24 protein-coding genes and 1 tRNA gene are annotated in these 26530 nt (G+C 43.2%); 1 reads left to right on the plus strand and 24 read right to left on the minus strand.

Annotated features, from left to right (window positions below; all coding sequences use genetic code 11):
• Positions 1 to 26: 26 nt before the first annotated feature.
• From BM377_RS09825 to BM377_RS09895, 15 genes are all read right to left on the minus strand, one after another.
• Positions 27 to 422: a hypothetical protein gene (locus BM377_RS09825; protein WP_092247443.1), complete on the minus strand. Its 396-nt coding sequence runs from the start codon at positions 420 to 422 to the stop codon at positions 27 to 29.
• A 14-nt stretch (positions 423 to 436) separates the two neighbouring features.
• Positions 437 to 1270 carry a flagellar hook-basal body protein gene (locus BM377_RS09830; RefSeq protein WP_092247445.1) on the minus strand — a complete coding sequence of 278 codons (834 nt, stop codon included), beginning with the start codon at positions 1268 to 1270 and terminating at the stop codon, positions 437 to 439.
• A 109-nt stretch (positions 1271 to 1379) separates the two neighbouring features.
• Positions 1380 to 2210, minus strand: a complete 831-nt coding sequence (locus tag BM377_RS09835; RefSeq protein WP_092247447.1) for a flagellar hook-basal body protein — start codon at positions 2208 to 2210, stop codon at positions 1380 to 1382.
• Between the two features lie 65 nt (positions 2211 to 2275).
• Positions 2276 to 3268 carry a rod shape-determining protein gene (locus BM377_RS09840; RefSeq protein ID WP_092247449.1) on the minus strand — a complete coding sequence of 331 codons (993 nt, stop codon included), beginning with the start codon at positions 3266 to 3268 and terminating at the stop codon, positions 2276 to 2278.
• 163 nt (positions 3269 to 3431) lie between these two features.
• Positions 3432 to 6308 (minus strand): excinuclease ABC subunit UvrA, encoded by a 2877-nt coding sequence (uvrA, locus tag BM377_RS09845; RefSeq protein ID WP_092247558.1) that lies wholly within the window; start codon positions 6306 to 6308, stop codon positions 3432 to 3434.
• Positions 6309 to 6373: 65 nt separating this feature from the next.
• Positions 6374 to 8365 carry an excinuclease ABC subunit UvrB gene (gene uvrB / locus BM377_RS09850; protein ID WP_092247451.1) on the minus strand — a complete coding sequence of 664 codons (1992 nt, stop codon included), beginning with the start codon at positions 8363 to 8365 and terminating at the stop codon, positions 6374 to 6376.
• Between the two features lie 181 nt (positions 8366 to 8546).
• The gene (locus BM377_RS09855) at positions 8547 to 9260 is read right to left on the minus strand and encodes a CAP domain-containing protein (protein ID WP_177223850.1); all 714 of its coding nucleotides are present in this window, start codon (positions 9258 to 9260) and stop codon (positions 8547 to 8549) included.
• 83 nt (positions 9261 to 9343) lie between these two features.
• The gene (locus BM377_RS09860) at positions 9344 to 9583 is read right to left on the minus strand and encodes a hypothetical protein (protein ID WP_092247455.1); all 240 of its coding nucleotides are present in this window, start codon (positions 9581 to 9583) and stop codon (positions 9344 to 9346) included.
• Entirely contained in the window at positions 9580 to 10560 is a 981-nt protein-coding gene (locus BM377_RS09865) for a serine/threonine protein kinase (RefSeq protein WP_092247457.1), read from the minus strand. The genes BM377_RS09860 and BM377_RS09865 overlap by 4 nt, the downstream gene beginning before the upstream one ends.
• Before the next feature lie 3 nt (positions 10561 to 10563).
• Positions 10564 to 11289 carry a PP2C family protein-serine/threonine phosphatase gene (locus BM377_RS09870; RefSeq protein WP_092247459.1) on the minus strand — a complete coding sequence of 242 codons (726 nt, stop codon included), beginning with the start codon at positions 11287 to 11289 and terminating at the stop codon, positions 10564 to 10566.
• Between the two features lie 128 nt (positions 11290 to 11417).
• Positions 11418 to 12734, minus strand: coding sequence for a S41 family peptidase (locus BM377_RS09875; protein ID WP_242948144.1), 1317 nt, complete (start codon positions 12732 to 12734; stop codon positions 11418 to 11420).
• Between the two features lie 23 nt (positions 12735 to 12757).
• Positions 12758 to 13981, minus strand: a complete 1224-nt coding sequence (locus tag BM377_RS09880) for a murein hydrolase activator EnvC family protein (RefSeq protein WP_092247461.1) — start codon at positions 13979 to 13981, stop codon at positions 12758 to 12760.
• Positions 13982 to 14007: 26 nt separating this feature from the next.
• Positions 14008 to 14907 (minus strand): permease-like cell division protein FtsX, encoded by a 900-nt coding sequence (ftsX, locus tag BM377_RS09885; RefSeq protein ID WP_092247463.1) that lies wholly within the window; start codon positions 14905 to 14907, stop codon positions 14008 to 14010.
• Positions 14897 to 15583: a cell division ATP-binding protein FtsE gene (gene ftsE / locus BM377_RS09890; RefSeq protein ID WP_092247564.1), complete on the minus strand. Its 687-nt coding sequence runs from the start codon at positions 15581 to 15583 to the stop codon at positions 14897 to 14899. The genes ftsX and ftsE overlap by 11 nt, the downstream gene beginning before the upstream one ends.
• 90 nt (positions 15584 to 15673) lie before the next feature.
• The gene (locus tag BM377_RS09895) at positions 15674 to 16756 is read right to left on the minus strand and encodes a PucR family transcriptional regulator (RefSeq protein WP_092247465.1); all 1083 of its coding nucleotides are present in this window, start codon (positions 16754 to 16756) and stop codon (positions 15674 to 15676) included.
• 276 nt (positions 16757 to 17032) lie between these two features.
• Between BM377_RS09895 and BM377_RS09900 the strand changes: the two genes are divergently transcribed.
• The gene (locus BM377_RS09900) at positions 17033 to 17221 is read left to right on the plus strand and encodes a YjfB family protein (protein ID WP_092247467.1); all 189 of its coding nucleotides are present in this window, start codon (positions 17033 to 17035) and stop codon (positions 17219 to 17221) included.
• A gap of 44 nt (positions 17222 to 17265) precedes the next feature.
• Here the strand turns inward: BM377_RS09900 and BM377_RS09905 are convergent, their stop codons facing one another.
• From BM377_RS09905 to BM377_RS09945, 9 genes are all read right to left on the minus strand, one after another.
• Complete coding sequence (locus tag BM377_RS09905; RefSeq protein WP_092247469.1) at positions 17266 to 18198, minus strand: CPBP family intramembrane glutamic endopeptidase; 933 nt, start codon at positions 18196 to 18198, stop codon at positions 17266 to 17268.
• A 7-nt stretch (positions 18199 to 18205) separates the two neighbouring features.
• Positions 18206 to 19039 carry a CvfB family protein gene (locus tag BM377_RS09910; RefSeq protein ID WP_092247471.1) on the minus strand — a complete coding sequence of 278 codons (834 nt, stop codon included), beginning with the start codon at positions 19037 to 19039 and terminating at the stop codon, positions 18206 to 18208.
• 11 nt (positions 19040 to 19050) lie between these two features.
• A complete protein-coding gene (locus BM377_RS09915; protein WP_092247473.1) occupies positions 19051 to 19773 on the minus strand; it encodes an acyl-[acyl-carrier-protein] thioesterase in 723 nt (240 codons plus the stop codon).
• 196 nt (positions 19774 to 19969) lie between these two features.
• Positions 19970 to 20042 (minus strand) — tRNA-Gln (locus BM377_RS09920).
• A gap of 132 nt (positions 20043 to 20174) precedes the next feature.
• On the minus strand, positions 20175 to 22286 hold the full coding sequence (locus BM377_RS09925) for a glutamine synthetase III family protein (RefSeq protein ID WP_092247475.1): 2112 nt from the start codon (positions 22284 to 22286) through the stop codon (positions 20175 to 20177).
• A gap of 79 nt (positions 22287 to 22365) precedes the next feature.
• The gene (locus BM377_RS09930; RefSeq protein WP_092247477.1) at positions 22366 to 23607 is read right to left on the minus strand and encodes a peptidase U32 family protein; all 1242 of its coding nucleotides are present in this window, start codon (positions 23605 to 23607) and stop codon (positions 22366 to 22368) included.
• Positions 23608 to 23627: 20 nt separating this feature from the next.
• Positions 23628 to 24269 (minus strand): O-methyltransferase, encoded by a 642-nt coding sequence (locus BM377_RS09935; RefSeq protein WP_092247479.1) that lies wholly within the window; start codon positions 24267 to 24269, stop codon positions 23628 to 23630.
• On the minus strand, positions 24262 to 24798 hold the full coding sequence (locus BM377_RS09940) for an endolytic transglycosylase MltG (RefSeq protein ID WP_092247481.1): 537 nt from the start codon (positions 24796 to 24798) through the stop codon (positions 24262 to 24264). The genes BM377_RS09935 and BM377_RS09940 overlap by 8 nt, the downstream gene beginning before the upstream one ends.
• 29 nt (positions 24799 to 24827) lie before the next feature.
• Complete coding sequence (locus BM377_RS09945; RefSeq protein WP_092247483.1) at positions 24828 to 26507, minus strand: ribonuclease J; 1680 nt, start codon at positions 26505 to 26507, stop codon at positions 24828 to 24830.
• Positions 26508 to 26530: the final 23 nt, after the last annotated feature.

Below are 26530 nucleotides of genomic sequence, written 5' to 3' on the forward strand. Positions count from 1 at the left end.
AGAATTGAGCGCCTAAATTTTAGGCTTTATTCGTCCTTTTTCTCGGGAGCATTCGGGATGTCGTAATTGCGTTTTAGATTCTCATAAAGCATCTTGGCAAAACCATTACTCTGAGAATCTACAGAATCGGCACATATATCCTGAAGGGTCTGATCTTTAAAGAAATTGACCAGTGTATTTGTGGATCTGTCCTGTGTTTCCGGTTTAAGTGCATCTACCGACTTCTGCATCTCTTTGTACATCTGCTCAAGGAAATATGCTTCAAATCCTTTACATGCTGCCCAGAGCTCTTCGTCTGTCGACTCCTTGGATGTAGATGAAATCTTGTTCTGAAGCATCGATGCGGAAGCATTCTTGCTTTCCTGCATTGCATATTCAGTTATAGCAGTGGCATTGAGCCCCTTAATATCAAATCCTGCCATATCTATTCCTCATCTTACCTCTTAAGGCCGTTAGCTGTCTGCATCATCTCGTCGGTTGTCTGGATTGCTGTTGAGTTCATTTCATATGCTCTCTGTGCAACGATAAGATTAACCATCTCGGTTGCCACATTAACGTTTGATCCTTCAAGATATCCCTGAACGATCTCACTTCTCTTCATCTCGGCATCGCCTTCAAGCTCTGAAATAGGCTCTCCGCTTGCTGCAGTCTCCTGCCATGCTGCGCTTCCGACTCTCTCAAGTCCTTCTCTGTTTCTGAACTGCCAAAGTCCGATCTGAGCATCGCCTACCTGCTGAGGAACGCCTTCCTCATCGGGATAATATATTCTGCCGTCACCGCCGATCGTAATACGGCTCGCAACTGCATTGTTTTCAACAAGAATAGGATTTAAATTCGCATCAAGAACAGGGTTTCCTTCTGCTGTTGTAAGCTCAAGAACATTACCGCCTGTCTCCTGGAGCGCCCATGTGAAGTTACCGTTTCTGGTATACTGCACTGTCTCTCCATCTGCTGCCATGTAAGCAAAGAAACCGTCTCCGCTTATGGCAAGAGCAGCCGGATTGTCACTGTTCTGGAAAGAACCCTGTGAAAAGAACTGATTTATTGTTGAAGTACGAACACCAAGTCCAACCTGTGAATTGGTTGGCTTAGGCGCACCGTTAGCTGTCGTAGTTACAGTTTGCAGCTCCTGATATAAAAGGGATTTAAACTGTGCTCCCTGTGCCTTGTAGCCTACTGTATTAACATTTGCCAAGTTGTTGGAAATGGTATCTACATTAGTCTGCTGAGCATTCATTCCTGTTGCTGCTGACCATAAACTTCTAACCATGTGTCACCTCCGATAATCAAGTTACCGTCCTCCGTGACTGGTAATTTTCATCTCTCTGACTATATATCGGCAAAAACCGAAAAAATAATTATAAAATTTTTATAAAATTTTATCCCATTCTTCCGAGCTGGTTAGCTGCGATATCAAGCGTATCATCTATTGTTGTGATAACTCTCTGGTTGGTATCGTAGTTTCTCTGCACTGCGATCATGTTGACCATCTCATCAACAACAGATACATTGGACTGCTCCAAAAATCCCGCATAAATCTGACCATTTGCCTCTACGGGAGCGGTTCCTTCTATAGGAATAAACATATTCTCGCCGTAATGCTCCAGATTGTTATAAGCAATCCTTCCATCGGGATGTATTGTCTTTTCAAAATCAAAAAGACCTATTCTCGCAACTACATCTCCGTCCTGAATAACATCTCCCAATGTGTTGATCTCTACGGGAAGATTGGGATCGATCTCTATATGTCCGCCATCCTGTGAAAGAACGAAGTCACCGTCCTGTGTAACAAGGGCGCCGTCTGCGGTAAGTGTGAAGTTACCGTCTCTTGTGTACATAATATCCGTCTGACTCGGAACATCTCTTTCAATGTTCACGGCCTTATTGGTATATTCGATTCCAAAGAATCCGTATCCGCCGATAGCAAGATCAAACTTGTTGTTTGTCTCCTTCATCGGACCTTCCGACCAATCAACATAGCCTTCGCCAATCTTAACACCGGGATTAATAATGCCCAGTCCACGAGCTGTGAACGGGGCATCAGTATAGTCTTTGATTTTGAGCGCAAGCTGATCACTGAAAGACTGTGCAGTTGCGCCTTCCTTTTTGTATCCGTTGGTATTGGCATTAGCAAGATTGTTGGTGAGCACATCCATTCTGTGCTGTTCATTGATCATTCCAGTGTAAGCTGTGTATAGACCTTTTACCATACAATTTCACCTCATACCGTCCTGGTCTTACTATCCATTCAATCCATGAACGGCGCTATAGTTTTTTAATCCTGACGATAGCCAACGATGAATTCCACATAACGTCCGGTTCCGATAGCAACCGCTGTCATGGGATCCTCTGCTGTCATTGTGTTGATTCCTGTCTTGGAATATATAAGTTCCTCAAGTCCGCGAAGAAGTGCTCCGCCTCCTGTAAGTACGATTCCTCTGTCTGCGATATCCGCAGCAAGCTCCGGAGGAGTGTTCTCAAGTACACTGTGAATAGCCTCAATAATCTGAGATGTAGGCTCTCTGAGCGCCTCCTCAGTCTCCTCTGAAGATACTCTTACAGTCTTGGGAAGACCTGTTACAAGGTTTCTTCCTCTTACATCCATATAATCGTCCTCAGCTCTCGGATAAGCCGAACCGATCTTGATCTTGATATCCTCGGCTGTTCTATCACCGATAAGAAGATTGTGCTTCTTTCTCATGTAACGAACAATTGCCTCATCAAAGTCATCTCCGGCAACCTTAACGGAAGTGCTGACAACTGTTCCGCCAAGTGAGATAACCGCGATATCTGAAGTACCACCACCGATATCTACTATCATATTACCGCAGGGCTTAGTGATGTCGATTCCGGCACCGATGGCAGCCGCGATAGGCTCCTCGATAGTCTTAACATCCCTTGCTCCGCAAAGTCTTGTAGCATCTTCAACAGCCTTCTTCTCAACTTCTGTTGCTCCACTGGGAACACAAACCGCAATAAAAGGCTTTCTGTGAATTCTTTTTCCTATTGCTTTCTTGATGAAATATCTCATCATCTGCTCAGTTATCTTATAGTTAGAAATAACTCCCTGACGAAGCGGTCTTACCGCAACGATATTGCCGGGTGTACGTCCAAGCATAAGTCTCGCATCCTCACCGATTGCCTTGATCTCCTCGGTGTCTCTGTCGTAAGCCACAACTGATGGCTCTTTAAGAACAACTCCCTTTCCTCTTATATACACAAGAACAGACGCTGTTCCCAAATCAATTCCTATATCTGCATACTGCATAATCCTAGAATCCCCTTTCAAAAACTGTGTAGCATTTATTTCAGCGCATAAATGCGGATATTAATATAGTGATTATAATTTCACTGCCATTATAAACCAAAACAGCCAGTTTTAAAAGGGGCTATGCACTTTTATATATTATCGGCATGTTTTCAACATGTCTTTACTTCAGCATTTTCTTGATATAAGCGCCTGTGTAAGACTTCTTACATTTTGCAACTTCCTCGGGTGTTCCGCACACAACAACGGTACCTCCCTTTGATCCTCCTTCGGGTCCCATATCGATAATATAATCTCCCGTTTTTATAACATCGAGATTGTGCTCGATAACGACAACCGTATTTCCTTGTTCAACAAGTTCGTGCATGATCTTTACAAGCTTTTGAACGTCGGCAAAATGAAGTCCTGTCGTCGGCTCATCAAGAATATAGACCGTTTTTCCGGTGCTGACTTTACTTAGCTCGGTCGCAAGTTTAATTCTCTGTGCCTCACCACCTGATAATTCCGTGCTGGGCTGACCAAGTTTAACATATCCAAGTCCTACATCATAAAGCGTCTGTATCTTACGCTTTATTGTCTTTACATTCTCAAAGAAGGTAAGTGCTTCTTCAACGGTCATATTGAGTACATCATAAATATTCTTGCCCTTGTATCTAACCTCCAAAGTCTCGTGGTTATATCTCTTACCTCCGCAAACTTCACAAGGTACATATACGTCGGGAAGGAAATGCATCTCGATCTTTATGATTCCGTCTCCTCCACAGGCTTCGCATCTTCCGCCTTTTACATTGAACGAGAATCTACCCTTCTTGTATCCTTTTGCCTTGGCATCGGGTGTTCCGGCAAAAAGATCTCTTATCATATCGAACACGCCCGTATATGTTGCGGGATTGGATCTGGGCGTTCTTCCGATCGGAGACTGATCGATCGCGATCACCTTATCGACCTGCTCAATTCCCTCAATTGAGTCGTGCTTTCCGGGAATACATCTAGCCCTGTTAAGATCTCTTGCAAGGTGCTTATAGAGGATTTCATTAACAAAAGAGCTCTTTCCCGATCCGGAAACTCCCGTAACTATAGTCATCACTCCGAGCGGAACATCTATATCTACGTTCTTAAGGTTATTTTCTTTGGCGCCTTTTACTTTCAGCCATCCCTTAGGTTGTCTTCTCTCCTTCGGTACTTCTATCTTAAGTTTTCCCGAAAGATACTGACCTGTAATGGACTCTTTTACCTGCATGATCTCTTCTGCGGTTCCGACAGCAACAATCTTACCGCCTCTGGAGCCCGCCCCGGGACCTACATCCACAATGTAGTCAGCCGCTCTCATCGTATCCTCGTCATGCTCGACAACTATAAGTGTATTTCCAAGGTCTCTTAGATTCTTAAGAGTATTAAGCAGTTTATCATTGTCTCTTTGATGAAGTCCGATACTGGGCTCATCAAGGATATAGCATACTCCGCAAAGTCCCGATCCGATCTGAGTCGCAAGTCTGATTCTCTGCGCCTCACCACCCGAAAGTGTTCCCGTTGCTCTGGAAAGGGAAAGATAATCAAGACCTACATCCACAAGGAATCCGACCCTTGCCTTGATCTCTTTTAATATCTGTCCTCCGACCATAAGCTGGTGCTCGGAAAGCTGCATATTTTCTAGATACTTCTGAAGCTCGTCGATAGACATTGAAGTAATCTCGTAAATATTTTTCCCGTCTATAGTTACGGCGAGTGCTTCTTTCTTAAGTCTCTGACCGTGACATGTGGTACAAGGAGTTATTCTCATAAACTCCTCATACTCCGCTTTGGCTGTCTCTGAAAATGTTTCTCTGTATCTCTGCTCAACATTTCTTATAAGTCCATCAAAAAGAATAGGATAATCACCCTCTCCTCTTGAGCCCTTGTAATGTACATTGACAGTCTTATCCGCTCCGTATATGAGCATGTGTCTTACTTTCTCGGGAAGATCTTGATATGGCGTGTCGAGACTGAACTTATAAGCCTTGGCCAGTGCCTTTAGTGTAGCGTTAGAAAAGCTGCCTTCTTTGTTGGAAGACTGCCATCCCATTACCACGATACATCCGTCATTAAGCGAAAGCGACTTATCGGGAATCATAAGATCTTCATCAAATTCCATCTTGTATCCGAGACCTGCGCAGTCGGGACATGCACCGAAAGGATTATTGAAAGAAAAGCTTCTTGGTTCGATCTCCGCTATACTGATACCACAATCGGGGCAGGCAAAGTTCTGGCTAAAACTAAGCTCTTTTCCTCCAAGAACATCAACCGTAAGAAGTCCATCGGCAAGCCCCAGTGCACTCTCAACGGAGTCTGTAAGCCTGCTCCTAAGGCTGTCACTGTCCTCATGAACGACAATTCTGTCGACTATTATCTCTATGTTGTGCTTAATATTCTTATCAAGCTTGATCTCTTCATCGGTAAGGTCATATTGACTTCCGTCAATCCTGGCTCTTACATATCCGGCACGGATCGCTCTGTCGAGTGTCTTGGCATGCTCGCCCTTCTTGCCTCTTACAACGGGAGCAAGAATCTGTATCTTTGTTCCCTCACCCAGTGCAAGAATATGATCGCACATCTCATCCACGGTCTGCCTTCTGATCTCTCGTCCACAGTTCGGGCAATGCGGTATTCCTATCCTCGCATAAAGAAGTCTGAAGTGATCATAGATCTCAGTAACCGTACCGACAGTTGATCTTGGGTTTTTGTTGGTCGATTTCTGATCTATTGATATGGTAGGAGAAAGTCCCTCTATTCTCTCAACGTTGGGCTTATCCATCTGTCCGAGGAACATTCTCGCATATGAAGAAAGAGATTCCATGTATCTTCTCTGTCCTTCTGCAAAAATGGTATCAAAAGCAAGAGATGACTTACCCGATCCCGAAAGTCCCGTAAATACCGTAAGAGTCTCTCTGGGAATCTTAACACTTACGTGTTTAAGGTTATGCTCATCAGCACCTCTTACCCTGATATAGTCATGTATATCTGAGGGAAGTATTCTCTTGGTCGTTGTATTTTTTTTGGTCATTCTGTTGTTATCAGACATATATTCTCCGATCTTGGCACTTTATCATATTTCAGGTAGCCAATGATTCATTTGCCCTCTGTGAGGTCGTTGTATATTTTCTTTAGATTTATCATCTCATCACGAAGCGTCGCTGCAGTCTCGAAATCAAGCTCCGTAGCCGCACGTTTCATCTTCTTCTGTATCTGAGCTATAAGCTTCTCAAGTTCTTCCTTATCCATTGATTCGGGATCTTTCTCAAACTTGACCTCTTCCTTGGCGATAGCCTTGGTAACGGCAATAAGGTCTCTTACTGCCTTCTTGATAGTCTGAGGAGTAATGCCGTGCTCCTCATTGTATTTCTCCTGAAGAGCTCTACGCCTTCTCGTTTCATCAATAGCCTTCTTCATGGAATCCGTCATGTTATCGGCGTACATGATTACGCGTCCCTCTGCATTTCTCGCAGCACGTCCTATCGTCTGGATAAGAGAAGTCTCCGAACGAAGGAAACCTTCCTTATCGGCGTCAATTATAGCAACCAGCGATATCTCCGGAATATCAAGTCCCTCTCTGAGAAGATTGATACCTACCAGAACATCAAACACATCAAGTCTCATATCCCTGATAATCTCCGCTCTTTCAAGCGTATCAATATCCGAATGGAGATACTTGACTCTTATACCGGATTCTGCAAGATATTCCGTAAGATCCTCAGCCATCCGCTTGGTAAGCGTGGTGACAAGCACCTTGTTCTTTTTATCTATCTCGGTTCTTATCTCACCGATAAGATCATCAATCTGTCCCTCGACAGGGCGAACCGAAATCTCAGGATCAAGAAGTCCGGTGGGTCTTATAACCTGCTCGGTCCTAAGAAGCTCGTGTTCCTCCTCATATTTACCGGGAGTTGCCGAACAAAAGAGCATCTGATCTATATGCGATTCAAACTCCTCGAAATTAAGCGGTCTGTTATCAAGCGCAGAAGGCAGTCTGAATCCGTAATCAACAAGAGTAAGCTTTCTGCTCCTATCGCCGTGATACATCGCTCCGATCTGCGGTATCGTCATATGTGACTCATCGATTATTATAAGAAAATCCCTGTCAAAGAAGTCCAAAAGAGTGAGCGGAGGCTCTCCCGGTTTCATAAAATTAAGATGTCTTGAATAATTCTCTATTCCGGAGCAAAAACCCGTTTCTCTGAGCATCTCTACGTCAAAATTGGTTCTCTCGGATATCCTCTGAGCTTCAATAAGTCTATCCTCACCCTTAAAGAACTTGATCTGCTCCTCGAGCTCTTTCTCAATATTGTCGCAAGCCGCATTGATCTTCTCCTGCGGAACAACGTAATGAGATGCGGGGTAGATCATAACATGGCTTAATTCGCTTCTGACCTTGGCGGTCACAGGCTCTATCTCCGTGATCCTGTCTATCTCGTCTCCGAAGAACTCAACTCTGATAAGATAGTCATCTGCATTGGCAGGAAATATCTCAATCGTATCTCCTCTGACTCTGAAGTTACATCTTCCGAGCTCCATGTCATTTCTGTTGTACTGAATGGCCACAAGCTCTTTGATCGTTTCATCTCTGTCTTTCTGCATGCCCGGACGCAGAGAAATAGACATCCCCTTGAACTCATCCGGACTTCCCAGTCCATAAATACAGGAAACACTGGCTACTACGATGACATCATTCCTCTCTGAAAGAGAAGCTGTCGCAGACAGTCTGAGCTTATCTATCTCATCATTTATCGAAGAATCCTTGGCTATATATGTATCAGTCTGAGGAACATATGCCTCCGGCTGATAATAATCATAGTAAGACACAAAGTACTCAACGGCGTTTTCCGGAAAAAATTCTTTCATCTCGCCATATAACTGACCGGCAAGTGTCTTGTTATGTGAAATGATAAGTGTGGGTTTATTCAGGGCCGCAATAACATTGGCCATGGTAAAAGTCTTACCGGAACCGGTAACTCCAAGCAAAGTCTCAAACTGGTTACCTTCACGGAAACCCTTAACAAGATCCTCTATTGCCTTGGGCTGATCGCCGGTAGGCTTATAATCAGAATGTAGTTTGAAGTCCATTATTTCTTATAACCTCATCTTCTATGGATAGACCTGAAACAAGTACGGTATACCATTCGTAGTATATCATTACGAGTGATAACTGTCTATAAAAATCTGAACATACGTTCGCGAGCTTCCTCAAGCAAAAGCCGTAGGCTTTTTTATTTGCCTACGGCTTTCATCAATGCTCTTTCCTTATTTAGTTTGCAAATTCTTGGACAAAATATACCGTACCGCCTTCAATATAGTATCCAAACCCAACGTATTTCCATGATGCATCCAACATATTCTCATTATGTCCGGAACTGCCTTTAAACAATCCCATTGAGTTTGAAATATTTGCTTGCGGATCGGTCGCACTTGAATAGATCATACCAAGGTTTTCACCAACAGCCTGTGTTGTATATCCAAGTTCTGTGTACGCTCCCGCAAAATCCGTACCGTTGGGACGATTATGCGAGAACTTCTTAGCTATCTCTTTTGCTCTTAAGTTTCCGACATCAACACATTTCTGGCTGAGTTCGAGCGCCGGCAATCCGTTTGATGTACGATAAGCATTAAGTTGTGCAAACATATCCAGCACATACTTATCCGCAACAACATTGCCCGCCTGATTTGGTCTGACCGCTCCCTGAACCGCTGCGGCTTCGTCCGGGCAGCACTTTCTGCCTTCTTTTTTGCCGAATGTGATATAGTGTTTTTTGAGCGCTTTCTCGTCATATCCGAAAGTCGCTTTCAGATCCGGGTACGTATCAGCGTAATAACGATAATCGAACTTCGAATCCGCCTGTGTTTCTGCTGCATATGCATCAGCAGACTTAGTACATATCAGCATTACAGCTATGGCAATAGTTGAAAATCCCTTTATTGCTGCCTTTTTGATTAGTAATAATTTCTGCTCTTTTTTCAACATAGGGTCCATTATACTTGAAATAAAATATAAAAAAACCTTTTTCACACTTTTTTGACACTTTTTTACTTAAATATTCAATTTTTTTATAGGTTAAAAGAGTCATATGTATAGACCATATCCTGCTCTATAACGAAATCATCCATGCTGATCCTGTCTTCAGGGCAGTAAGTATCAAGCAGTCTTGTGGTACACATTGCAGCCGTCGCCTCGCCCTCCGTAATCTCCGCCGGGGCTTCACCCTCTCCGACCAGGAGACTTCCGACTCCCAAAATAAGCAGTAGCGCTATAAAAATAACAACAAAAGTGTATATAAAAATAATCATTTAAACTCCTCTAAATATTCTTCAATCCTGATCCTAGCAACTCCGAGTCTCTCTTTGACCGCAGGAATTCTCTTTCTTGCATCCTCCTGCACATAGTCTTTTGCAGGTGTGTAATATGCCATTCCGGCAGATATTACCGCTGAAAGACAAGCTGCTGCCACACCGGCCTTTATAACCATTATCATCTTTCTGAACATGACCGTTCTCGGATATCTCATAAGAGCCGCTTTTATCTCATCACAGCTTTTAAACCTATCCTCTCTGTCAGGTTTAATACATTTATCGATCAATGACATAAGCTCAGGTGATACGCCTCGCACTCCCGCTTCTTTGGCTCTTGAAACAGCCACGTCATCTTTGGGATTGATCCCTGACACCATCTGCAAAAGAGTCATCCCAAAGCAGTATATATCTGTCTTTGGATCTGTTTGCCCAAGATGCCCGTATTGTTCGGGCGCAGCAAAACCGCATGTCCCCAGATAGGTACTGTCAGTTGTCTCTCCCTCTCTGTATACTCTGGCAACTCCGTAATCTATAAGTGTCACGGCATTATCATTTCCCAATATTATGTTTGACGGCTTTAAATCTCTGTAGATCACCGGTTCTTTTAACCCATGGAGATAACCGAGTATTGTAACAAGCTCAGTTCCTATCCTGACCGCTTCTTTTTCCTTAAGCCTTCCGTTTTCACCTATTATGGTAAAAAGACTTTTCCCCGGAATATACTCTGTAGCTATATATTCTTCTCCGCAATCTATAAGCCTCGGTATTCCTTTGAATTTAAGCCTCTTAAGGATATCCGCCTCGTTTTTAAGGCTCTCGCTTGCCTTTTTATACCTTTTATCACCTGTATCTCTCAAGATCTTTAAGGTCACGAGTTTCCCGCCCGCTCTGTCGCGTGCAAGAAAAGCATCTCCGCATCCTCCTCTGCCGAGCAGCTTTATCCGCTTATATCTATGTAAAACCATGTTATCCATACGTCAGAACTCCATGCAAAGCGCTGCTACGGAAACGTTGTCTTCTTCATTTCTTGAATATGCTCTTTCAGCAAGTTTTTTGCACGAATCAAGCATATCTTCAGATGTCACGCACATCTGAGGACATAGCATTTTAAAGACCTCATCACTGTTCATGGTCTTCCAAAAGCCGTCACTGCACGCCAGTACAGTTGAATTGCCGTCAAACTGCCCCACCTCTATTTCAGGCTCAGGCGTTCCTGACGTTCCGACGCATTGCAAAAGAACGTTTTGCGCAATACTCTGATCCTTTGTAAGCTGCCTTACATCATCTTTCCCGGCGATATAGATTCTGGAATCTCCGATATTCATGAGAATATATTTTGTCCCTATCTGTAAAAGTGCGGTAAGTGTCGTTCCAAGCTTGATACGTCTGTGTTTTCCGTATCTTCTTATCTCACCGTTCACTCTTGCGATAAGTCTTCTCCAAGACTGCTCTATTACCTCAAACAATCTCTCGCCCTCTAGATCCTGCATAAGGCACAACTCTTCATGGAACCAGTTTTCCAAAGCTCTTATAACCTTGCAGCTTGCTACCTCTCCCTTAGACAAGCCTCCCAATCCGTCACAGACTGCAACAAAAGAGATTCTTCCCAAATTTTTAGTTCTTGCTACTTTTACCAAAACAGAGTCTTGGTTTACTTTACGGGCAATACCCGCATCCGTGTAAATACATGCTTTTACTTTCATAACTTACCTTTCAAAAACAAAAATAACAGTGTGGAATACCGCCCGATACGGGCAAGAAGTATTAACCGAAATAAAAAGAAAAACTGTGCCAATGAATGACACAGTTTTGTATGGTACTCTCAATTTAATTATTTGTCAAGAAGGTCCTTCATAACCTCTACAGCCTTATCAAGCTGATTGTCTGTTTTATCCTCAGTATAAGCGTCGGCGTCAAATTCTACCTCAACATCCGGTTCAATTCCTATTCCGTGGATATTGTTTCCGTTAGGTGTAAAGTAACTGCTTACGGTAAGCTTCACTGCAGTTCCGTCATTAAGATTATATACACTCTGGACAATTCCTTTTCCGAATGTTTTGGTTCCGACAAGCTTTGCCAATTCGTAATCCTTTAAGGCTCCGGCCAATATCTCCGATGCACTCGCCGAATATCCGTTTACAAGAACAACGATCGGTATCTCCAGTTTGCTTTCATTTTTACATGTGTAATCTACTCGATTACCGTCTCTGTCCACGGTATATACGATCGTACTGCCTTTTGCAATGATCTGATCCGCTATATCACAGGCAGTCTTAAGGTTTCCTCCGGGATTACTTCTAAGATCGATGATAAGACCTTTCAAATCATCAGCCTTAAGTTCCGCCAATCTCTCTACAAACTGATTGTAGGTAACTTCATCAAATTCTGTTATCTGAATATATCCGATTCCGTCATCCAAGGACTTAGCTTCAACAGTGGGAACTTCTATCTTTTTACGACATACGTCCACCTCGACAGTTTCCTTGGCACTTTCTCTTTCAAGTGTCAGATGTACAGTCGTTCCTTCTTCGCCCTTTATTCTTGAAACAACCTCTTCAGTTGTAAGACCCTGAACGCTTTCTTTGTTGACCTCGGTAATAATGTCATCAGCCAGAATTCCTGCCTCTTCAGCAGGTGTTCCGGGCATAACCTTGCTTATACGCGGCATATTGATCGTGGTGTCCATTGATATATAGGCACCTATACCGAAGTATATTCCCTGAGTTTCGTTCTCAAACACTGTAAGATCTTCTTCGGAATAATATACCGAATAAGGATCGTCCAAGGAATCAAGAAGGCCCTTATAAAGTCCGTCTCTCTCCTTTTTCTTATCTACATCGGTCTTATAATAGCAAGAATCTATGAGCGCTTCGAGCCTATTTATCTTGGCGGCAGTCTCATCATTCATTATCCCCAATCCATTGCTGTTGCCAAAGGATACGTAGTGTAATGCTATGCCCACAGCAGCACATATAAAAGCCGTGCACATAGTTCCTATAAGAATTCCGCTTATAAATCTTCTTCTAAGCCTTTTTTCTTCTTCGTTGCCGTAAAATCTCGCTTCACTTACAGTTTCCGCCGCAGTAAAGTATTCTGACTTAGTTTCTTCTGTCTTAGTCTCTTCTGTCATGTTATTGTTAAAATCCACTTTTTACTCCCCACTCCTTGAAATCATTTAAGATAATTCCAAGGGCTTACATATGCGCCGTTAAGTCGAACTCCAAAATGCAAATGAGGTCCTGTCGACCTTCCGGTTGATCCAACCGCAGCTATCTTGGTTCCTGCAGTAACATCCTGTCCCTTTGAAGTATACACCGCAGAGCAGTGCATGTAGACAGTATATAATCCGTTACCATGATTGATCATAACATAATTACCCATGGTAGCATTGTAATCAGCAGCCACAACCGTTCCGTTATATGCTGCAAGTATCGCCGATCCCGTAGGTGCCGCAAAGTCTACACCGTTATGCATCTTTTCCACACCAAGTGTAGGATGCATACGCATGCCGAAATCATCGGATACTCTGGTATAACTCGGACATGGGAATGTAAACATTCCGCCGTCATATTTATATTTGCTGTTAAGAGCCTCTTTATCCGCAGCAACTTCTCTCTCAAGGGCTGCAATGGTTGCATTCTCTGCCTTGATCTCAGCTTCGTATTCTGCTATGGCAGCCTGTTTGTTGTTGATATCTGCCTTTACGGTATTGAGCTCTGCGTTCTTTTGATCCATAAGAGACTGCATGTTTGCTTCTTCTTGCTCTTTGCTCTCTTTGGTCGCATCCAGGGTCGCTTTTTCTTCTTCCAAGGCTTCCTTGGTAAGCTGTATGAGTTCAGTTGTAGCAATGTACTCATCAAGCTTCTTTCTGTCATAGCTTGAGAGCATCTCAATATATTCCGCTTTATTAAGCATATCGCCAAAGCTTCCGGACTCCATGAATAATTCCATGTATACCGCATTTCCGCGCTCATACATGAACTTGATGCGTTTCTTCATGGCCTCATACTGCTCTTCCTGAATTCGTTCCGCCTCTTCAAGCTCAGCCGTTGTCTTTTCAATTTGAGCAACCTTTTCATCAATCTTGGTGTTTAGCTCATCTATCTTGTTCTGTATATCCGTTATCGAAGCATCAAGCTCGGTGATATATTTATCAAGATTGGATTTGCTTGCTTCAAGATCTTTTTTTATCTTCTCAAGGTTACTTTTTGCATTGCTTAAGTTGTCTCTTTCCTTTTTAGCCTCTGATATCTGATTCTCTTTTGCCTTAATGCTCTCTTCGGTAACTTCGGCACGTGTCGGCAAAGAACTGTTAAAAAACACCAGAATCACGATTATCAGACACGACAACACATTAAACAATCTTTTCCTTGTGCTGCAAATTGATCTGCTCAAAACAAAAATGTCCTTTTAATTATTTCTTATACATGCAAGTGTTTTTTAACCGTTGCGAAACTTCCCAAAAATCCGATTCCTATACCGATCGCAAGCGATATCGGAAGAAGCTTGTTGTAAATAACCTCAACCGGAAGGAAATTAAGGATTGATGAAAGCATCGTAAATTTGGTTCCTACATACTCGATCGCATGAGTATATACAAAATAAATGATCACAAGAGGAATTGCTGAACCGATCATTCCGATGAGAATACCCTCAACCACGAAAGGTGCTCTTACAAAAAAGTCTGTGGCACCGATGTATTTCATGATGTTGATCTCATCTTTTCTTACGGCAATACCCATTGTAACCGTATTGCTGATAAGGAATATTGATACCAGCAAAAGAATTATGATGATTCCGGCAGACACATATGCGATAAGTATATTGAGTCCGCTAAGTGTGTTGGCCGTAACTTCCGATCTGTTGACTTCTCTGACAACGTCAATTGATTCTATGTATGTTACGAGTGCAGGCTGCATGGATACATCTTTAAGATATATCTGTAGGTTGGCTGAATCGGCAAGCGGATTCTCGGTAAATCCGTCGGCATACTCTCCGAGGTACTCCTCTTTGAAGCCTTCCCATGCCACATCTGCAGACACATATTCAATCTCTCTTACTTCGGGACGATTCTTCTCAAGCTCCGACTTCACAGCCAGGATTTGCTCTTCTGAAACTCCCTCGTTAAAAAACACTGTTATTGATACGCCTTCTTCGGCGGTCTTAACGACGTTCTGGAAATTGGTAACTATTGAATAAAAGATACCGAACAGAAATAGGCAAGCACCGATAGTTGCTATAGATGCCAGTGTATACCACTTATTTCTGCCAAGGTTCTTGATTCCCTGTCCTAATGTATAGAAAAAACTACTAATCCTCATCGATGTACATACCTTCTTCCTCGTCTTCTATGATGACGCCCTTTTTCATGGTGATAACTCGTTTCTTCATGGCATTAACGATCTCTCTGTTATGTGTTACCACAATAACAGTTGTACCGTTCTCATTGATCTGTTCCATGAGCTTCATGATTTCCCATGAATTGTTGGGATCGAGATTTCCGGTAGGCTCATCGGCCAAAAGAATAGTCGGCTTATTTACCAGAGCCCTTGCAAGAGCAACTCTCTGCTGTTCACCGCCGGAAAGTTGATTGATCTTACTTTTGTACTTACCCGCAAGGTTAACGGTTGCCAAAATTGAAGGCACGTTTCTCTTTATCTCTCTTGTGGGAGTCTGAACGATTCGCTGCGCAAAAGCAACGTTCTCATAGACATTTCTGTCTTTTAAAAGTCTGAAATCCTGGAATACTATTCCGAGATTACGCCTGAACTTCGGAATCTTGCGATGCTTGATCCTCTTGAGATTGTATCCGAGAACCGTGATCTCTCCCTCTGTCGGTGTAAGCTCTCTGAGTAAGAGCTTAATAAGCGTAGACTTTCCCGATCCGCTGTCTCCGACTATAAATACGAATTCACCTCTTTTAATGTGAAGATTGACTCCGTTTAAAGCAGGTGCACCCGTTGAATAAGACTTGGTCACATTCTCAAGTGTTATTATCTCATCTTCAGGTATCTGCCTGTTTAATCTCTTTTTCCTGTATCCTCGTTCCATATCTGTCTCCCGAAATATATTATGATTTATGGATGATTAAGTGAACTTCTCCATGTATTTCATATACCTTACAACCATGAGCGCGATCTTAAATGTGATCGCATCATCAAACACCCTAAGATCAAGGCCTGTACTCTTCTGAAGCTTATCGAGACGATAAACCAAAGTATTTCTGTGAATAAAGAGCTGTCTTGATGTCTCTGACACGTTAAGGCTGTTCTCAAAGAACTTATCGATAGTTGACAAGGTCTCCTGATCAAAGTCGTCGGGATTTCTTCCTCCGAATATTTCCTTGATAAACATCTTACACAAAGGAATCGGAAGCTGATAGATAAGTCGTCCTATACCCAGCTCGCTGTAGCATATTACTTTTCTTTCATCAAAGAAAATCTTTCCTACATCAAGAGCCATCTTGGCTTCTTTATAAGAACGGCTGACCTCCTTGATCTCACCCACAACAGTTCCGTAAGCTATCCTAACCTTGGAAAGGCCGTCTTTTTCAAGTACGGAAAGCATTTCTTCCGCTGTCTTGGTGATATCCGATGGCTTTGTAATATCAGTTACATCCTTGACGATAATGATATTGTCCTCATCTACCTCGGTCACAAAATCAGTACCGTTGCCGAAATGAGTCCTTGCTATCTCAAGGGCATTATTGTCTCTTCCGTTATGTGACTCCACGATCATCGCCACTCTCTTGGCGTCAGACTGAATATGAAGTTTCTTGGCTCTGCTGTATATATCCACAAGAAGGAGATTATCAAGAAGAAGGTTCTTAATGAAATTATCCTTATCGAAGCGCTCCTTGTATGCGACAAGAAGGCTCTGGATCTGATAAGCGATCATCTTGCCGAGCATATAAACATTCTCGCCTGTTCCGGCACAGATAAGAATATACTCAAGCTGCTGCTCATCAAAAATCTTGAAATATTGATGTCCCTGTATCTCTTGGGAATCAGCTGCAGACTCCACAAAATCTCTGGCAACCGCTGATACATTGCCCATGTCCGATGATGTTGACGCTACCTCTCTTCCATCGATGTCTAACACATATAGCTCAACATGAGCGATATTCTTAAGGCCGTCGATTGTGTTCTGGAGAATCTGATTTGAAATCATTTGTCACTCTTTCTGCCATCCCTAAATAGGGGCTAACGAATAATATACAAAGCCATTTTAATATAAATGTACAAAAAAATCTACCTTATAGCAGTCTTTTTTTGTACATTTTTTTGATTATCCCGTCAAAATCTACAAAAAGGGATTCTTTTTTTGGTATGAAATTTATCATTATATAGCTAAATATTCGATTATAATATTACGATATAAAAGATGAGAAATGGTATAATATACATTCCTCGAGGAACTGATATCCGTAGGGAAACGGAGGTGCTTATGGATATTCCTTCATTATCGATGGCTTTATCACAAAATCGCGTTCTTACAGACGTGGGTGTAGCTATGCTGTCAAAGAACCTGGATTTCATGAAAGACGTAGGCAGCAATTTTGCAGAGCAAATAGACTCTGTTTCTGAACTGTCCGTTAATCCCAATGTAGGTTCCAACATCGACATAAGACTTTGATAATGTCATCAACACAAAAAGGAGGGTGAATGCCCTCCTCTTTGTTATTTTAGATATGGTGTGATCGTAATAATGCCCATATAACCGACCGCTATAACAATTCCCACGATAAGCGGAAATGATATAAGGCTTCCTCTGTTATTATCTTTTTCGCCTTTTAATATCAATGTCAGTGCCGCTTCTCTTCCCTCTATCTTAGCAATCTTATAAACTATGCAGATAGCTACGGGTGTAAAGATAGCCGCAAGCAATAAATAAAGACCTATTGCCGGAAGAAGGCCATAATCGCCTCCCACCTGCGTTTCTGCGATCTGTTCTACGTCATCCATAAAATATTCGGAAGCATAAAGGAAGATCACCTCGATCGAATTAAAAACACCGTGCGCCAAAAATGATGACCACACGCTTCCTGTAGCTTCAACAAGCAAGCAGAACATAACGCCCATAACCGCTGCGTACGTAAACTGGTTAAAATTAAGGTGCATCATTCCGAAAAGCACAGACGACAATATGATCGATGCAAGAATCCTGCCGCTCCTCTTATATGTATGGAAAAAGATTCCTCTAAATACCACTTCTTCAACAAACGGACTGATTACTCCCATTGACAGAAGCATGATCCACATCGGCATTGCTATAACACTGTCAGAGATCGAATCAACCATATTCTCTACAAAGATCATGGATATAGAATTCACCAACGTGATCAGTGGGAAGAGTGCAAATACATATAGAATTGTCAGAAGGACCGACACTATATTGAATTTCTTAAGCGGGATCACCGAGCCCAGGCTTTCCCCACTGTAAAGCACAGCAGCAATCGCCGGTACGATCACAACAAGCTCACAAAGAACATTATTCCAAAGGACCGAAAGTTCCTCACCAGATGTAAGATACCATGCCGATATCAATACGCCCATCAATATTGTTGACAGTATCATAAACATGAATGCCCTGTTTGCTCTTCTATATTCCATAGTCACCTCATTTAAGCTCAATCGAATCCGTCTTTATCTCTATCTTGCCCTCTTTAAGAAGCCTTCCTACAGCCCTCTTAAATTCATTTTTGCTCATTCCTGTCTTTTGACGAATAAGCTCGGGAGATGCTTTATCTGTAAAAGGTATTCTGCCGTTATTATCATCCATCATGGCAAGAAGCTTCCGGGCATCCTCATCCATCTGAAGATATGCCTTTTCCCTGACGCTAAGATTAAGCCTTCCGTCCTCTTTTACGGAAGTAACACGCGCATCGATCCTGTCTCCTATGCCAATATTACCGTAGAGTTCCTTCTTTGGGATTAGTGCCGAATAAATATCATCCACCGCTACAAACGCCCCGAAATTATCACTCAACTCGTATACGGTACCTTTAACCTTATCGTCTTTCTTATAAGGACTTGTGTTCAAAAGATATTTATAAACATTCATGGTTACGCAGAGTCTGCTACTCTTGTCAATATAGAGCGCGCAAAGTACCTCATCGCCCACCTTAACCTTCTTGGTCTGTTCCTTGAACGGAAGAAGAACATCCTTCTCAAGGCCCCAGTCCATGAATGCTCCGATCTTACCGACTTCCTTAACTCTTAGAAGTCTTACATCTCCAAGCATTATCTTAGGCTCGCCTGTAGTTGCAATAAGCCTGTCGCTTGAATCTCTGTAAATAAACACTTCTATATCCGATCCGACTTCCGCTTCCTTCGGAACCTGCTTAGCGGGTAAAAGAACTTTCTCCTCGCTTCCCTGTTCCTCTGAAAGGTAAACACCGAAGTCGACCTTCTTTACAACTATTAATTTCTGCTTTTCACCTAATCTTATCATTTATCCTCCGGTTAAATAAGCTCAACCAAACATACCGGATCGCCTTCACTGTTATTAAGGCATACCGTATAGATATCATTATCCTCTTTTTTGCTCTTTATAACAACAGGGAAGAGCACGTCCCCAAGTCTTGCCTGACGCTTGTATTCCGCGCGAAGCTTCGAGATCTTGAAATCCTCATTGCCAAGGCAATCAACCGCCATCCTTATGTACTGGCCGTTATTTACATGCTTGTTGGTATCAATCTGGCCTCTTGTGATCTCAATACTCTGGCATTCGATCTTCTCCCCGTCTTTGGGAAGCTGTATCTTTCTGCTGCCATAATCCATATCAAGCTTCTCATCAAGGACATACGCTGATGCGATTTCTTCCGTAATCCTGCTTGGCATCTCTTTCTCAACATCGACAAGTGTCCATATGGAGTTGGCAACCGCGAGCCTTTCTCCGTCAGCGCTGTCCATAAAGAAATTCCTAAGTCCCATTGCCCCTTTGAGTTCATAAGGCATTGTTCCTATCGTTACATCCTCACACAGCTTGGGATATCTGTTTACCGTTATCTGCCAAGCCGACAGGACCCACGCCAGACCGTTTTCCTTAAGATAGCCAATCGATGCCGGTCCGCTCTGTGTCTGAAAGATCGTACTGTCCTGAAAATAATTGATAAGCGACTCTATCGTAAGCGCAGCGTCACTGCCAACTTCACTGTATCTGATTTTGGAATTAAAAGTGTACATTTCACTCTCCTTTTGCGTACAATGAGGTTCCGCTCTCGCATTCGCTCGCCGGAACTTTCGCGCGCGAGCGGTATTGCGAAGCAATTGTCTACCATTCCGCGAGCTGCGCATCCATAGCGGAGCGTTTTTTGTTGGATAGGAATTTGCTATCCAACAAAAAAGCGAGATTGTCACCAATCTCGCTTTCACATATTAGCTGGGCTAGTAGGATTCGAACCTACGTAATGACGGAGTCAGAGTCCGTTGCCTTACCGCTTGGCGATAGCCCACCGACAAGAAATGATTATACGTGAGGCGTCAGAAAAAAGCAAGTACTTTTTTTGAATTTTTTTCATTTCTCGTATGTATATTATACCCCCTCACAACAAAAGTTGCGAGGGGTATATATTACTTAGGAAAAATCAACCCTCAAAAAGAAGATCTGCGTATGTCGGAATAGGCCAATCTTTCTTATCTACAAGCATCTCAAGCTTGTCTGCGGGGGTTCTGAGCGCCTCCATGATAGGAAGGATCTTATCCTTGTAGAAGAAAGCCAGCTCGCGCTGATCTTTGATCTTCTTGGCCTTCTCTTCACCTGCTTTAAGCTTATCAAGCGCTGTCTTCATCTTGGCAAGCTGATCCTGGATCTCTTTAAGCTCCGCGACCTCAACCGACGCATCAACGCCTGCTGCCTTGATCTGGTTGACATCCGTGGCAACTCTTCCGGCATACTTCATAACTGCAGGAATAATCTGCTTGGAAGCCATATCAATCATTGTAAGAGCTTCGATGTTGATAGTCTTGGCATATGATTCAAATATGATCTCTTTTCTTGACTCAAGCTCAGTCTTTGTATAAACACCGAACTTCTGGAAAAGATCGATAGCTTTCTTGGTAGTAAGTGTATCTGCTGCCTCAATGGTTGACTTAATATTGGGAAGTCCGCGTCTCTCAGCTTCTTTTACCCATGCATCCGAATATCCGTCACCGTTGAAGATGATTCTCTGATGCTCGGTAAGATATTCCTTGATAAGGTCATGTACAGCCATATCAAAATCATCTGCCTTTTCAAGGATATCGGCAGCTTCGGCAAATGCCTCGGCAACAATCGTATTAAGTGTAGTGTTGGAACTTGCCATGGAATCGGAAGAACCAACCATTCTGAACTCGAATTTATTACCTGTAAACGCAAAAGGTGATGTACGGTTTCTGTCCGTAGCATCCTTCTCAAACTGAGGAAGAGTGGATACACCGGTCTTGAGCTTTCCGCCCTTCTTGCTGGACTTAGCAACACCCGTCTCGATAAGCTGTCTTACAACGTCCTCAAGCTGCTCTCCGAGGAATACGGAAATAATAGCCGGAGGAGCCTCGTCCGCGCCAAGTCTGTGGTCGTTACCTACATCAGACGCACTCTGTCTCAAAAGATCGGCATGCTTATCAACAGCCTTTAAGATACATGAAAGCACAAACAGGAACTGTACGTTCTTGTTGGGTGTATCGCCGGGATCAAGAAGGTTAACACCGTCATCTGTGCAAAGAGACCAGTTGTCGTGCTTACCGGATCCGTTAACGCCCGCAAAAGGCTTCTCGTGAAGGAGACATCTCATATGATGATGCTCTGCAACACGCTTCATTGTCTCCATAATAATCTGGTTGTGATCAACCGCAATATTGGCTGTCTCATAAACCGGAGCAAGCTCGTGCTGTCCGGGAGCAACCTCATTATGCTGTGTCTTGTCGGGAACACCGAGCTTCCAGAGTTCTACGTTGAGGTCTTTCATGAACTCTCCGACTCTTTCTCTGATAACTCCGAAGTAGTGATCCTCCATCTCCTGTCCCTTGGGGGGCTTTGCACCGAAAAGAGTTCTTCCGGTAAAAAGAAGATCCTCTCTCTTCATTGCCTTGTCCCAATCGACAAGGAAGTATTCCTGCTCGGGGCCTACAGATACATTGACCTTGGTAGCTGTAGTATTACCGAAAAGCTTAACTATTCTGAGAGCCTGCTTGTTAATAGCCTCCATGGATCTAAGAAGCGGAGTCTTCTTATCAAGCGCCTCTCCTGTGTATGAACAAAAGGCAGTGGGAATGCAAAGTGTAACGCCTGCTCCCGACTCTTTAAGGAATGCGGGAGATGTGATATCCCATGTCGTATATCCTCTTGCCTCAAATGTGGCTCTGAGTCCACCTGAAGGGAAAGATGACGCGTCAGGCTCACCCTTTATCAGTTCTTTTCCTGAAAAAGAAGTAAGCATCCTTCCGTCTTTTTCTGCGCTTCCCACAAATGAATCATGTTTCTCGGCCGTGATACCTGTAAGCGGCTGGAACCAGTGCGTATAATGTGTCGCTCCGTTCTCAACAGCCCACTCTTTCATAGCGTTGGCAACAACATCAGCGGATTCCTTGGATAATGCCCCGCCGTGCTCAGTAACGCTCACAACCTCCTTGTAAACATTCTTGGGAAGTCTCTCTCTCATCTTTGCAAGAGTAAAAACGTTCTGTCCGAATATCTCTTCTACGTTCACGCTATTGCTCATCAGTGCCCCTTTCTGAACTACAAATTTTAACTGTTTAACAGTTTACATCAACTTACCAAAAACTACTACCAAAATATTATTATTTTTTCTCATTTTCTTTTGAAGGGGCTCTCAATATGTCGTACTTCTCGGCTGACTCAGACAGCTCCACATAGATAACCTGTTTGGGATGAGGGCATGATTCGATACTCTCGCCATCCTCGGTGTAAAGTCCTTTGACCGTAACCTTCACATCGGTTCCGTCAGGCTTCATGATCTCTATCTCATCACCCACAGAGAACTTGTTTCTCTGCTCGATCTTGGCAAAGCCTCTGTCATCGACCTCGCCGACTATTCCAAGATAGATATACTCATTAACATATGTGTTTACGTCGTAGATCTGCGTCTCATCACTGGGCTTTCCGAAATAGAAGCCTGTGGTGAACTGTCTGTATGTACACTTTGAAATCTGCTCTTTGTACCAGGGCATGTTCTCCCTGTACTTTTCTTCGGATTCAAAGAAATCGTCAATTGCTTTTCTGTAAGTTCTTGCAACGGTCGCTACATAGAGGGCCGTTTTCATTCTTCCCTCAATCTTGCAGCTGTCGACACCGGCATTCACAAGCTCCGGAATATGCTCTATCATGCACAGGTCCTTAGAGTTAAAGATATAGGTACCTCTGTCGTTCTCATAGACAGGAAGGTACTCTCCGGGTCTTTTCTCCTCTACAACGGCATACTTCCATCTGCAGGGATGAGTGCACGCACCGTGGTTAGCGTCTCTTCCCGTGAAATAATTGGACAAAAGACATCTTCCGGAATATGAGATACACATTGCCCCGTGAATGAAGCACTCCATCTCAAGATCATCGGGAATTCTTTCCTTGATCTCTTTTATCTCATTCATGGAAAGTTCTCTGGCTGCCACTACTCTCTTGGCTCCCAGATCTCTCCAGAAAAGATATGTCTCATAGTTGGTATTGTTGGCCTGCGTCGAAACATGTATGTCTATCTCGGGGCAGATCCTTCTTGCCTTCATGAAAATACCGGGGTCTGCGATAATAAGCGCATCGGGCTTAAGCTCTTTTAACTCATGAAGGTATTCCTCAACGCCGTCGAGGTCGTAGTTATGGGCAAGGATATTTACCGTAACATGAACCTTAACTCCATGCTCATGGGCAAAAGAAATCCCTTCCTTCATCTCGTCTTTACTGAAGTTTTTAGCCTTTGCACGCAGTCCGAAGGCATCTCCTCCGATATAGACCGCGTCAGCTCCGAATATAACGGCAGTCTTTAATACTTCAAGGCTGCTCGCAGGTATAAGTAATTCCGGTTTTTTCATTGAAATCTCCATTTAACAGATCAAAGCTTGACGGAAAGTGTCATTCCGTCGCCAACGGTAAGTATCACCGTATTTAGTGCATCGTTATGCTTGAGTTCATACAGATACTCACGCATTCTCGCATGGATGGTCCGATCTCTCCTTGTGACCGCAAACCTGGATTCTATTATGTCCCCGTCCTGAAGCACATTATCGGAAACAAGCAGACCACCCTTATTAAGTAATCTTATGCATTCGGGCAAAAAATTGATATATTGGCCCTTTGCCGCATCCATAAAAATAAAATCATACCCCGGGGCCAGCGTTCTTAGTATATCGGTCGCATCACCTTCCAAAAGTGTGATTTTATTATTTTTGTCGTACTTTATGAAATTATCTTTAGCAACAGGAATTCTCTTCTCGTACTTCTCAATGGTCGTAATCTTGGTATCATCACCGCTGTACTGCGCCATTAAAAGAGCCGAAAATCCAATGGCACATCCTACTTCCAAAATGTTTTTGGGTTTGGATGATGCCATAAGGAACTTAAGCAAAGCCTGAGTATCCTTTCGGATAATGGGAACATCCGCTGCCTTGGCTTCTTTTTCAAGAGCATCAAGATATTCCTCATTTCCCGGATCCAGAGAATTGATGAAAGCAGTCATTCTATCCTGTTCAATCACCGTTTTCTTCCTCCGAAGCGTCTGAATCCTCAGATTCATCTTCAGACTCGTCATCTTCTTCACCTTCAGATGTATCATCTGCTGTCTCTTCAGAGCTTTCTTCCTCGGTATCTTCCGCTTTCTCTGCGGATTTAGCCTCCGAGCCTTCCTCGCCCTCAGCGTTTTCTGCACCTGACATTATCACTATCATACGCTCGGGAGTCATCGCTGTACTGAGCTGATATGTTCCCGGCTGTTCCTTGCCATGATATTCGGAAAAGCGCTCCTGGAGTATGAACAAGGTCTTATCTGTGATAAGCCCCGCACCCGCAAGCTTATTTCCTATAGTCTTGGCGCCGTCTCCCTCACTTATGGTGACGGTAACTTCCCTTCCCGTTCCCGAAGCGGAAACAGGCTTCTGATTAAAGATCTGATATCCGTAATTGTAAGCAAGCTTGGAATATTTGCTTATAAGCATGACCATAAGTAAAACAAAGGCAACTTTTACTACGGTATCAAGAATTCCTAAAATTCCGTTTTTTGCATTCATAAATAGTCTTTCCTCTTACAGACCTAGCATCAATTATTGGAGTCCATAATTATCGGCATGATCATCGGTCTTCTTTTTGTCTTCTTCCAAATATAATCGCTTAAGACGTCTTTGACAATATTTTTTAGTTTTCCCCAGTCGGTAATACCCTTATCAAGTGCCTCGGTAACCTCGTCGTAAACAAGATCCGTAGCATCGTCAATGAGTTTGTCGGACTCTCTTACATAAACAAAACCTCTTGATACGATGCTGGGGCCTGATACAAGCGTTCCATTGGACTGATCCAGCCCGAATACAACTATTACAATTCCATCCTCGGCAAGATGCTGTCTGTCTCTGAGCACGACATTTCCTACATCTCCTACGCCAAGTCCGTCTACAAGAATAGCTCCGAAAGGAACCTTTCCGTTTATGGCAGCGCCTTCTCCGTTAAGCTCAAGAATATCACCGGAATGAAGAATAAAGATATTCTCCTTGGGTATTCCGAGATCCTTGGCTATTCTGCGCTGAGCCATAAGATGTCTATACTCTCCGTGAACGGGAATCGCATATTTGGGTTTAACCAAAGTATAAAGAAGCTTGATGTCTTCCTGACAAGCATGTCCCGAAACATGGACATCCTGGAATACAACATCTGCACCCTTCATCTGGAGTTCATTAATTATATTGGTAACGGCCTTCTCATTACCCGGAATCGGATGTGATGAGAAAATAACCGTATCACCCGCGCCTATAGTGATCTTCTTGTGCTGGCTGCTTGCCATTCTGCTGAGTGCAGCCATACTCTCTCCCTGGCTTCCCGTCGTAATGATGACGGTCTTGTTCTCAGGGTAGTTCTTGATCTGGTCAATATCGATAAGTGTATCATCAGGAACCTGTATACATTCAAGCTTCTGAGCTATATCGATAATGCTGACCATGCTTCGGCCCTCGACCACAACTTTTCTGCCGAATTTGTGAGCAATGTTGATTATCTGCTGAACTCTGTCAACGTTGGAAGCAAAAGTCGCAACGATGATCCTTGAATTCTCGTGCTCTTCAAAAAGTGAGTTGAGCGCTCTTCCGACTGTCTTCTCGGAAGGAGTAAAACCGGGACGCTCTGCGTTGGTTGAATCGCACATGATACCAAGGACACCCTTTTTACCGATCTCAGCGAAACGCTGAAGATCTATGGGATCTCCGTAAACAGGTGTGTAGTCAACCTTAAAGTCTCCCGTATGCACGATCGTACCTGCAGGCGAATATATCGCAAGCGCTGCTGCATCAACGATCGAATGGTTGGTTCTTATAAACTCAACTCTGAACTGTCCAAGGTTAATGGACTGTCCAAACTTAACCACTTTTCTTCTTGTGCTCTTTAAAAGGTTATGCTCCTCGAGCTTGTGTTCAATTATACCCATTGTAAGCCTTGTTGCATATACGGGTACATTGAGTTCATGCAAAATATACGGAAGAGCACCGATATGGTCCTCATGTCCGTGGGTAATAACGAATCCTTTTACCTTATCAATGTTTTCCTGAAGATATGTGATATCCGGAATGACAAGGTCGATTCCCAACATGTCATCGTCAGGGAATGCCAATCCGCAGTCAACCACAATAATACTGTCTTCATATCTGAAGGCAGTGATGTTCATTCCAATCTGCTCAAGACCACCCAAAGGAATGATCTGCAGCTTGGACGCATTTTCAATTTTCTTTTTGTTCAAAATTATTCCTCCATCTTTTGTAG

Source organism: Butyrivibrio sp. INlla21, assembly GCF_900116875.1.
Taxonomy (GTDB): domain Bacteria; phylum Bacillota; class Clostridia; order Lachnospirales; family Lachnospiraceae; genus Butyrivibrio.

Bases quoted from the DNA above. Each gene is read 5' to 3' on its own strand.
- BM377_RS09825 (WP_092247443.1), bottom strand. From the start codon at position 422: ATGGCAGGATTTGATATTAAGGGGCTCAATGCCACTGCTATAACTGAA.
- BM377_RS09830 (WP_092247445.1), bottom strand. From the start codon at position 1,270: ATGGTTAGAAGTTTATGGTCAGCAGCAACAGGAATGAATGCTCAGCAG.
- BM377_RS09835 (WP_092247447.1), bottom strand. From the start codon at position 2,210: ATGGTAAAAGGTCTATACACAGCTTACACTGGAATGATCAATGAACAG.
- BM377_RS09840 (WP_092247449.1), bottom strand. From the start codon at position 3,268: ATGCAGTATGCAGATATAGGAATTGATTTGGGAACAGCGTCTGTTCTT.
- uvrA (WP_092247558.1), bottom strand. From the start codon at position 6,308: ATGACCAAAAAAAATACAACGACCAAGAGAATACTTCCCTCAGATATA.
- uvrB (WP_092247451.1), bottom strand. From the start codon at position 8,365: ATGGACTTCAAACTACATTCTGATTATAAGCCTACCGGCGATCAGCCC.
- BM377_RS09855 (WP_177223850.1), bottom strand. From the start codon at position 9,260: ATGTTGAAAAAAGAGCAGAAATTATTACTAATCAAAAAGGCAGCAATA.
- BM377_RS09860 (WP_092247455.1), bottom strand. From the start codon at position 9,583: ATGATTATTTTTATATACACTTTTGTTGTTATTTTTATAGCGCTACTG.
- BM377_RS09865 (WP_092247457.1), bottom strand. From the start codon at position 10,560: ATGGATAACATGGTTTTACATAGATATAAGCGGATAAAGCTGCTCGGC.
- BM377_RS09870 (WP_092247459.1), bottom strand. From the start codon at position 11,289: ATGAAAGTAAAAGCATGTATTTACACGGATGCGGGTATTGCCCGTAAA.
- ftsX (WP_092247463.1), bottom strand. From the start codon at position 14,907: ATGAGGATTAGTAGTTTTTTCTATACATTAGGACAGGGAATCAAGAAC.
- BM377_RS09895 (WP_092247465.1), bottom strand. From the start codon at position 16,756: ATGATTTCAAATCAGATTCTCCAGAACACAATCGACGGCCTTAAGAAT.
- BM377_RS09900 (WP_092247467.1), top strand. From the start codon at position 17,033: ATGGATATTCCTTCATTATCGATGGCTTTATCACAAAATCGCGTTCTT.
- BM377_RS09905 (WP_092247469.1), bottom strand. From the start codon at position 18,198: ATGGAATATAGAAGAGCAAACAGGGCATTCATGTTTATGATACTGTCA.
- BM377_RS09910 (WP_092247471.1), bottom strand. From the start codon at position 19,039: ATGATAAGATTAGGTGAAAAGCAGAAATTAATAGTTGTAAAGAAGGTC.
- BM377_RS09915 (WP_092247473.1), bottom strand. From the start codon at position 19,773: ATGTACACTTTTAATTCCAAAATCAGATACAGTGAAGTTGGCAGTGAC.
- BM377_RS09925 (WP_092247475.1), bottom strand. From the start codon at position 22,286: ATGAGCAATAGCGTGAACGTAGAAGAGATATTCGGACAGAACGTTTTT.
- BM377_RS09930 (WP_092247477.1), bottom strand. From the start codon at position 23,607: ATGAAAAAACCGGAATTACTTATACCTGCGAGCAGCCTTGAAGTATTA.
- BM377_RS09940 (WP_092247481.1), bottom strand. From the start codon at position 24,798: ATGAATGCAAAAAACGGAATTTTAGGAATTCTTGATACCGTAGTAAAA.